General features: G+C 62.8%; 9 protein-coding genes and 1 pseudogene. 3 read left to right on the top strand and 7 right to left on the bottom strand.

Annotated elements, in window-relative coordinates; genetic code table 11:
* Positions 1-1,755: threonine--tRNA ligase (thrS, locus tag VJS90_RS12185; protein WP_324121907.1), on the bottom strand; the 1,755-nt coding region annotated here is incomplete at its 3' end.
* Between the two features lie 329 nt (positions 1,756-2,084).
* Here thrS and VJS90_RS12180 point away from each other — a divergent pair.
* The gene (locus VJS90_RS12180) at positions 2,085-2,390 is read left to right on the top strand and encodes a hypothetical protein (protein ID WP_324121906.1); all 306 of its coding nucleotides are present in this window, start codon (positions 2,085-2,087) and stop codon (positions 2,388-2,390) included.
* 157 nt (positions 2,391-2,547) lie between these two features.
* On the top strand, positions 2,548-2,760 hold the full coding sequence (locus VJS90_RS12175) for a cold-shock protein (RefSeq protein ID WP_003179963.1): 213 nt from the start codon (positions 2,548-2,550) through the stop codon (positions 2,758-2,760).
* Positions 2,761-2,869: 109 nt separating this feature from the next.
* On the opposite strand, the gene VJS90_RS12170 is transcribed toward VJS90_RS12175, so the two are convergent.
* A complete protein-coding gene (locus VJS90_RS12170) occupies positions 2,870-3,196 on the bottom strand; it encodes an I78 family peptidase inhibitor (RefSeq protein ID WP_324121905.1) in 327 nt (108 codons plus the stop codon).
* A 292-nt stretch (positions 3,197-3,488) separates the two neighbouring features.
* On the opposite strand from VJS90_RS12170, the gene VJS90_RS12165 reads away from it, so the two are divergent.
* Positions 3,489-3,701 (top strand): hypothetical protein, encoded by a 213-nt coding sequence (locus VJS90_RS12165; protein WP_324121904.1) that lies wholly within the window; start codon positions 3,489-3,491, stop codon positions 3,699-3,701.
* An 89-nt stretch (positions 3,702-3,790) separates the two neighbouring features.
* Here the strand turns inward: VJS90_RS12165 and VJS90_RS12160 are convergent.
* From VJS90_RS12160 to VJS90_RS12140, 5 genes and pseudogenes are all read right to left on the bottom strand, one after another.
* Positions 3,791-3,880: pseudogene (locus VJS90_RS12160) on the bottom strand (RbsD/FucU domain-containing protein); the annotation flags it as partial.
* Positions 3,880-4,785 carry a ribokinase gene (gene rbsK, locus VJS90_RS12155; protein ID WP_324121903.1) on the bottom strand — a complete coding sequence of 302 codons (906 nt, stop codon included), beginning with the start codon at positions 4,783-4,785 and terminating at the stop codon, positions 3,880-3,882. The gene rbsK and the pseudogene VJS90_RS12160, both read right to left, overlap by 1 nt.
* 10 nt (positions 4,786-4,795) lie before the next feature.
* Positions 4,796-5,815, bottom strand: coding sequence for a LacI family DNA-binding transcriptional regulator (locus VJS90_RS12150; RefSeq protein ID WP_324121902.1), 1,020 nt, complete (start codon positions 5,813-5,815; stop codon positions 4,796-4,798).
* A 3-nt stretch (positions 5,816-5,818) separates the two neighbouring features.
* Positions 5,819-6,814 carry an ABC transporter permease gene (locus VJS90_RS12145; RefSeq protein WP_324121901.1) on the bottom strand — a complete coding sequence of 332 codons (996 nt, stop codon included), beginning with the start codon at positions 6,812-6,814 and terminating at the stop codon, positions 5,819-5,821.
* Positions 6,811-7,277 (bottom strand): ATP-binding cassette domain-containing protein (locus VJS90_RS12140; RefSeq protein WP_324121900.1); only part of this gene is annotated, 467 nt, incomplete at its 5' end. The genes VJS90_RS12140 and VJS90_RS12145, both read right to left, overlap by 4 nt.

Genomic DNA, 7,277 nt, shown 5'->3' with positions numbered 1-7,277 from the left:
AGTATGCTCGCGGATTTTAAAGCCGATCTTCTCATTTCTCAAGTCGGTCTTGGCACGGAAACCGCCACCGGCGAGAATTTTTTCGACATCGAGGGCAAAATCGGCCTGTTTGTCGGTGATATTGAGGATCACCGCCTGCGTTGGCGCGAGCCAGGCCGGGAATGCACCTTCGTAGTGCTCGATGAGAATTCCGACGAAACGCTCGAACGAACCGAGGATGGCGCGGTGCAGCATCACCGGATGCTTGCGGCCGTTGTCTTCGGTGACGTATTCGGCGTCGAGGCGGATCGGCAGGTTGAAGTCGAGCTGCAGGGTACCACACTGCCAGACGCGGCCAAGGCAATCCTTCAGCGAGAATTCGATCTTCGGCCCGTAGAAGGCGCCCTCGCCCGGCTGCAGGTCGTAGGCCAGGCCTGCGTTGTCCAGCGCCGAGGCCAGCGCGGCTTCGGCACGGTCCCACAGCTCGTCGGAACCCACGCGCTTCTCAGGGCGGGTCGACAGCTTGAGCTCGATGTCCTTGAAGCCGAAGTCGGCGTACACGTCCATGGTCAGCTTGATGAACGCGGCCGATTCGGCCTGCATCTGCTCTTCGGTACAGAAGATGTGCGCGTCGTCCTGAGTGAAGCCACGCACGCGCATGATGCCGTGCAGGGCACCAGACGGCTCGTTACGGTGGCAGGCACCGAACTCGGCCAGGCGCAGCGGCAACTCGCGGTAGCTCTTCAGGCCCTGGTTGAACACCTGCACGTGGCAAGGGCAGTTCATCGGCTTGATGGCGTAGTCGCGGCTTTCGGACTCGGTGGTGAACATGTTGTCGGCATAGTTGGCCCAGTGGCCGGACTTTTCCCACAACGAGCGATCGACAACCTGTGGCGTCTTGATCTCCTGGTAGCCGTGGTCACGCTGCACCTTGCGCATGTACTGCTCGAGCACCTGGTACATCGTCCAGCCGTTGGGGTGCCAGAACACCATGCCCGGCGCTTCTTCCTGGAGATGGAACAGGCCCAGGCGCTTGCCGATCTTGCGGTGATCGCGCTTTTCGGCTTCCTCGATGCGCTGGATATAGGCAGCGAGCTGCTTCTTGTCAGCCCACGCGGTGCCGTAGACGCGCTGGAGCTGCTCGTTCTTGGCATCGCCACGCCAGTAGGCGCCCGACAGCTTGGTCAGCTTGAACGCCTTGAGGAAGCGGGTGTTCGGCACGTGCGGGCCGCGGCACATGTCGACGTATTCTTCGTGGTAGTACAGGCCCATGGCTTTTTCTTCGGGCATGTCTTCGACCAGGCGCAGTTTGTAGTCTTCGCCACGGCTCTGGAACACGTCGATGACTTCGGCGCGCGGGGTCACTTTCTTGATGACGTCGTAGTCTTTCTCGATCAGCTGCTGCATGCGCTGCTCGATCGCCGAAAGGTCGTCGGGGGTGAAAGGACGCTCGTAGGCGATGTCGTAATAGAAGCCTTCGTCGATGACCGGACCGATGACCATCTTCGCGGTCGGGTACAGCTGCTTGACCGCGTGGCCGATCAGGTGGGCGCACGAGTGACGGATGATTTCCAGGCCTGCTTCATCCTTGGGGGTGATGATTTGCAGGGTGGCATCGTGTTCGATCAGGTCGCAGGCGTCGACCAGCTTGCCGTCGACCTTGCCGGCCACGGTGGCCTTGGCCAGGCCCGCGCCGATGGAAGCGGCTACGTCGGCTACGGATACGGCATGGTCGAACGTACGTTGACTGCCATCGGGAAGAGTAATGATGGGCATGGCGCCTCCTCTCCTAGTGGTGACCCCTACCAAAGGTCACGTGGGTTGGGATGAGCCAGTACAAGATCCGCCCCTGCCTTTGCGTCAGCAAAGCCTGCCTCATAGTGGCAGCAGCCGTAGCCTTTCAGGGTCGAACCAGAGTGACTGGAAATAGGGTTGCACGCCGCACAGGGCAAGCTGCAAGCCGGGCATGCTAGCACGCGTCGCGGATGCGAGCCGAGAAATATGAGGAAATTGGCAAAGGCGGTGAACTTGGGGGGAAATTTTTTGTTCAGAGGATACGAAGCATCCTACTCTTGATAAGACCTAACCCCTAGGAGTGTCTGGTTATGCGACTTCAGTCTCTTCTCGCCCTGACCGCCGCTGGCGCCCTGCTGCTGCCCATGGCCGCCCAGGCGGACTGGCCGGCCGGCAAGAAAGGCGCGTATATGGAACAGTGCGTGCAAGTAGCCACCGGCCAGGGCGTCGACGCCAAGGCCGCCGATGCGCACTGCAAATGTGGTGCGAATGCCATCGAAAAGAATTTCACCAAGGCCGAGATCGAGGATCTCGACAGCAAGGACGGTGTCGACGCGAAATTGATGCAAAGGGCGCAAACCGTGGTTACACAGGCTTGCGCACCCCAGAAAAACTGATCCAGGGCAGCTTGGATCACATTTTTTTACCTCTGAGGTGCATTCAGTTAAGGTAAAAGGCGCGACATACGCAAAATTAGACTATGATGTTGCTCGTGCACCTTGTGGCCTCGGCAACATCGCACCATTGAAAAATCATGTTTCTGGAGATTCACCCATGTCCAATCGCCAAACCGGCACCGTCAAATGGTTCAACGATGAGAAAGGCTTCGGCTTCATCACTCCACAAGGTGGCGGCGACGACCTGTTCGTTCACTTCAAAGCCATCGAGTCCGACGGCTTCAAGAGCCTGAAAGAAGGCCAGACCGTTTCCTTCGTTGCCGAGAAAGGCCAGAAGGGCATGCAGGCTGCACAGGTTCGCCCGGAGTAATTCGGTAGAGCTTCAAAAAACCCGCCCTTGTGGCGGGTTTTTTGTTGCCTGGGATGTGCCACACCAGCGCAAGCAGCGGGCGCGAGCCACCGGTACAGCAGCGACCTGCCTAGCCGCAGTTGACGCGGGTAACCATGCCTTTGTCATCGACATTAAGGTTCAGCCGGTCGGAGCGGTATTCGAGGGTCACCACGTCACTTGGCTTGAGAATGCGGGCAGTCTGCGAACCGCTTGAGGTGCGAGCCTGCTCGAGCAGCTGGGCGCTGCCTTGCTTGCCGACGCTGAAATCGGCGCCGCTGGCTTCGCAACGGCCGTCATTACTGGCCGGGGCGGACGGCGCGGCATGGCCACCGTCGTTCGACGCACCGCCAGTGCTGCAACCTGCCAAGGCTGCAGCCATCAGCAAGGTCGCCAGGGAAGCACGGGTTGGAAACATGAATCCTCCTAAGATCAATCACGGGAACTGCCGCATGCGACAGCTCCTTGCACAGTTCGTTGCAAAACCGGTCAAGTCTGCCTGAAACCTGCCTGCCCGGCGCAGCGCAATCGTGTCCGGATTTTGCACCGCACGGCGGGTTTGGACCGCCGCGTCTGTTATGCCTAAGTCGCAAGGCCCTTGACGCAAGGGCATGATTTACTGCATGAAGTGAGGGAGGCAATATGCCTTCTCTTCGGATATCAGGGTCAGGTATCCAAATCCTCCATTACAGGCCCACGCCGAGATCACCATGAGCAGTCACACAATCGTTGCCGATATCAAGGTCAAATGGGCAGAGGGCCAGAGCGCCTACAGCCCAGGCAGCCCAGAGGAATTACTGTTGATCGCGATCGACCTGCTGGTCCGCGATCGGGGCCACGAGGCGGCGCGCAGTTTTATCGACCAGGTGTTCGAGCGTTACTCGCCGCAGTCGGCTATCGCGGTCGAGCCAGGCGCACGCTAAGCAGGCCGAACACAACTTGGGCATCGCCAATGTCGGTCCAGTGGGCATTGGCGAGCCGCCTGAGCTCGCGACACCCGCCAGCGGCACCGTGGCCGCGGCAAACGTTTGGCGTCGCCGATCACCAGGATATCGCCGTGACCGAGGCTGGCAATTGTGCGCGACAAGGCAATGTTCAGCATCACACTAGCTCTTCAAGACGCGGAATAGATGGCTGCGCGCCAGCACGGGTGACCGAAATGGCAGCGGCGCGCTGGCCAAGCCCGATGGCCTCCCCCTCCCCCAGCCCTCGCGCCAAGGCGGCGGCAAAGCCACCTACAAAGGTGTCACCCGCCGCGGTGGTATCCACCGCGACGACCTGCGGCGCCGGGTAATGCTGGCTGCCACTGGCACTGGCGAACAAGACACCCTGGGCACCGAGAGTGACGATGACCTTGCCCGCGCCTGACTCCAGCAAGCGCTCGGCGGCGCGGCGGGCGCTGTCCAGATCATGCACCGGCAGGCCAGTCAGGGCCTGGGCTTCGCCTTCGCTGGGGATGAGGTAGTCGATATGGCCGTACCAGCCACGGGGCAGAGGGCCCGTTGCTGGGGCTGGGTTGAGAATGACCTGCTTGCCCAGCTCGCGGCCGCGCTGCAAGGTCCAGGCGACAGTGTCCAGTGGTACTTCCAGCTGGCACACGATGACCTCCGAGTCCCGCAGCAATGCATCAAAGCGCTGTACCGACCCAGGCAGCAACTGGCCGTTGCCACCGGGGATGATCACGATCGCGTTCTGACTGTCCGCACCCACCACGATCAGGGCCACGCCACTCGAGACACCTGGGCAGACACTGAGTGCCTGGCAATCGATCCACTCAGCCTCAAGCGCCTGGCGCAGTTGCTGGCCGTAGGCGTCATCGCCCACCGCACCGACCATCGCCACAGCGGCCCCGAGCCGCGCCGCGGCCACTGCCTGGTTGGCGCCCTTGCCTCCAGGGGCGGTGAAAAAACGCTCGCCGGCCAGGGTTTCTCCCGCTCGCGGCAGGCGCTCGGCACACGCCACCAGGTCCATGTTGAGGCTGCCCACTACAACGACCTTCCCATTCATCCCTCTCACCTTACCGGAAGTCATTGAACAGGCGCGGGCGCGGCCCTGTTGACTCACGCAGCACGATTTTCGGCGGCACGATGCGCTGTTCGGCACGCCGCTGGGGAGAGGCGATGCGCAAAAGCAACACTTCGGCGGCGCTCTCGCCCAGCTCGCGAATCGACTGCCCGACGGTGGTCAGCGCCGGATACACGTAGCGGCTGAGCTGAATGTCGTCGAAACCGATCACCGACAGCTGGGCCGGCACGCTGATGTTGCGCTCGGCGGCGGCACGCAGCACGCCGAAGCCGATCATGTCGTTGCCCGCGAAGATCGCCGTCGGCGGCCGGCCGTCGAGCAGGCCCGCCGCCGCGTGATAGCCACCGTCGCTGGTGAAGTCGCATTGCAGCAACCGCTGCCCGTCCACTGGCACCTGGGCTTCGGCCATCGCCCGATGGAAGCCGGCCAAACGCAGCTGGCCGACGCCAGTGTCGGTGGGACCACCGATACAGGCGATGTCGCTGTGGCCGAGCTCGAGCAAGTGCTGGGTGGCGAGATAGGCCCCGTGCTCGTGATCGATGCGCACCATGTCGGCAGGCATACCCTCGAGCGCGCGGTCGACGATGACCATGGGGGTGCGCACGCAGGCCAGGCTGTCGAGCAGGTCCTTGTCGTCGCCCACCGAGGCGACGATCAGGCCGTCGACGCGCTTTTCGAGCAGCACGCGCAGATAGCTGCGCTGCTTTTGCGGGTTGTCGTCCGAATTGCAGAGGATGACGCAGTAACCATTACGCTCGCAGCCGTCCTCGATGCCGCGGGCCAGCTCGGCAAAGTAGGGATTGATGCTGTTGGGCACCAGCAAGCCGATGGTGGCGGTGCTACGCGCCCTCAGCGATCGGGCCACGGCACTGGGCACGTAATCGAGCTCGACGATGGCCGCCTCTACCTTGAGCCGCACCTGCTCGCTGACCGGGCGGGTCTTGTTCAGCACATGTGACACCGTTGTGTAGGAAATGCCTGCCAGTGCCGCGACGTCTTTTATCGTTGCCATAGTTCAGTTCCGCCGGGCTGTGCGCCGGCTGCGGTAGGTGTCGAGGACCACGGCGATCACGATGACCGCCCCGGTGATGATACGTTTGGTGGGTTCGGAGGCGCCGATCTGGGCCAGGCCCGCGGCCAGCACCGAGATGATCAGAACGCCGAAGAAGGTGCTGATGACCGAGCCACGCCCGCCCATCAGGCTGGTGCCGCCGATGACCACGGCGGCAATCACCTGCAGCTCGAGGCCGGCGCCGGCGTTGGGATCGGCGGCTTCGAGCCGCGAGATCTGGAACAGCGCGGCCAGGCCTGCGAGCAGGCCCATCAGCGCAAACACCATGACCTTGTAAGGGCGCGGATCGATACCAGCCAGCCGCACGGCCTCTTCATTGGTGCCGATGCCGACCAGGTAGCGGCCGAACACGGTGCGCGTCAGCACCAGGTGGGCAACGACGATCACCAGCAAGGCGATGATGAATGCCGGCGAGATACCAAAGGCCAACGGATTGGAAAACCAGGCATAGGCATCGCCGATATAGGCGGTGCGCGAGTCGGTCAACTGATACGCCAGCCCCCGGGCCATTTCCAGCACGCCGAGCGAAACAATGAACGAAGGGATGCGCCAGGCGACGGTGATGCCGCCCGTGATGCTGCCCGCCAAGGCGGCCATGCCCATGCCGAGCAAGGCGGCGGGTACCACGCTCCAGCCCCAGCCCAGAATCGCCACGCTGACGGCCGAGGCCGCCACGGCCAGTACCGAACCGACTGAAAGGTCGATGCCGCCGATGATCAGCACGAAGGTCATGCCCACCGCCAGCACCATCAGGTCGGGAATCTGGTTGGCCAGGGTGCTGAAAGTGCCGTAGGAAAAAAAGTGACTGCTGAGCGAGGAAAACAGCACGATCATGGCTAGCAAGGCACCAGCCAGGCCCAGGTACGTACCGAGTCCTAGCCAGGTTCCAGCACGGCGCAACGGCGGGCGTACGGGTGTGTCGAGGGGTGTGGGCTTCATGAGTCCATCCTGGGCACTGCGGCGTGCAGCAGCGCGTCACGGCTCTGGTATCCGGCGAAGGCAGCGGCCAGGAGCTGGTCCTGGCTCCAGCGCCCACGCTCGAACGTGTCGATCAGTTGCCCCGCTGAAAGCACGGCGATGCGGTCGCAGACCAGCATCAGCTCGCGCAGGTCGCTGGACACCACCACCAGGGCCTTGCCCTGGCGCGCCAGCTCGGCCAGCAGGCCATGGATGTCGAACTTGGCGCCGACATCGATGCCGCGGGTGGGCTCGTCGAACAGCAGCACCTGGCAATCGCGCTCCAGCCAACGGCCAATCACTACCTTTTGCTGGTTCCCGCCCGACAGCTCACCTACCACTTGCTCCGGACCGGCGCTGCGGATGCGCAGGGCGCCGATCCGACGTCGAGCCAGGGCACGTTCGGCCTCGCGGTCGAGCACACCGGCGCGGGACACCGCGCCCA

This window comes from Pseudomonas sp. (genome assembly GCF_035277045.1).
Lineage (GTDB): Bacteria > Pseudomonadota > Gammaproteobacteria > Pseudomonadales > Pseudomonadaceae > Aquipseudomonas.
This window is presented reverse-complemented; position numbering and strand designations above follow the sequence as displayed.

Excerpts from the sequence above, each read along its gene's own strand:
- VJS90_RS12175 (WP_003179963.1), top strand. The coding sequence starts at position 2,548 with ATGTCCAATCGCCAAACCGGCACCGTCAAATGGTTCAACGATGAGAAA.
- VJS90_RS12170 (WP_324121905.1), bottom strand. The coding sequence starts at position 3,196 with ATGTTTCCAACCCGTGCTTCCCTGGCGACCTTGCTGATGGCTGCAGCC.
- VJS90_RS12165 (WP_324121904.1), top strand. The coding sequence starts at position 3,489 with ATGAGCAGTCACACAATCGTTGCCGATATCAAGGTCAAATGGGCAGAG.
- VJS90_RS12150 (WP_324121902.1), bottom strand. The coding sequence starts at position 5,815 with ATGGCAACGATAAAAGACGTCGCGGCACTGGCAGGCATTTCCTACACA.
- VJS90_RS12145 (WP_324121901.1), bottom strand. The coding sequence starts at position 6,814 with ATGAAGCCCACACCCCTCGACACACCCGTACGCCCGCCGTTGCGCCGT.
- VJS90_RS12180 (WP_324121906.1), top strand. The coding sequence starts at position 2,085 with ATGCGACTTCAGTCTCTTCTCGCCCTGACCGCCGCTGGCGCCCTGCTG.
- rbsK (WP_324121903.1), bottom strand. The coding sequence starts at position 4,785 with ATGAATGGGAAGGTCGTTGTAGTGGGCAGCCTCAACATGGACCTGGTG.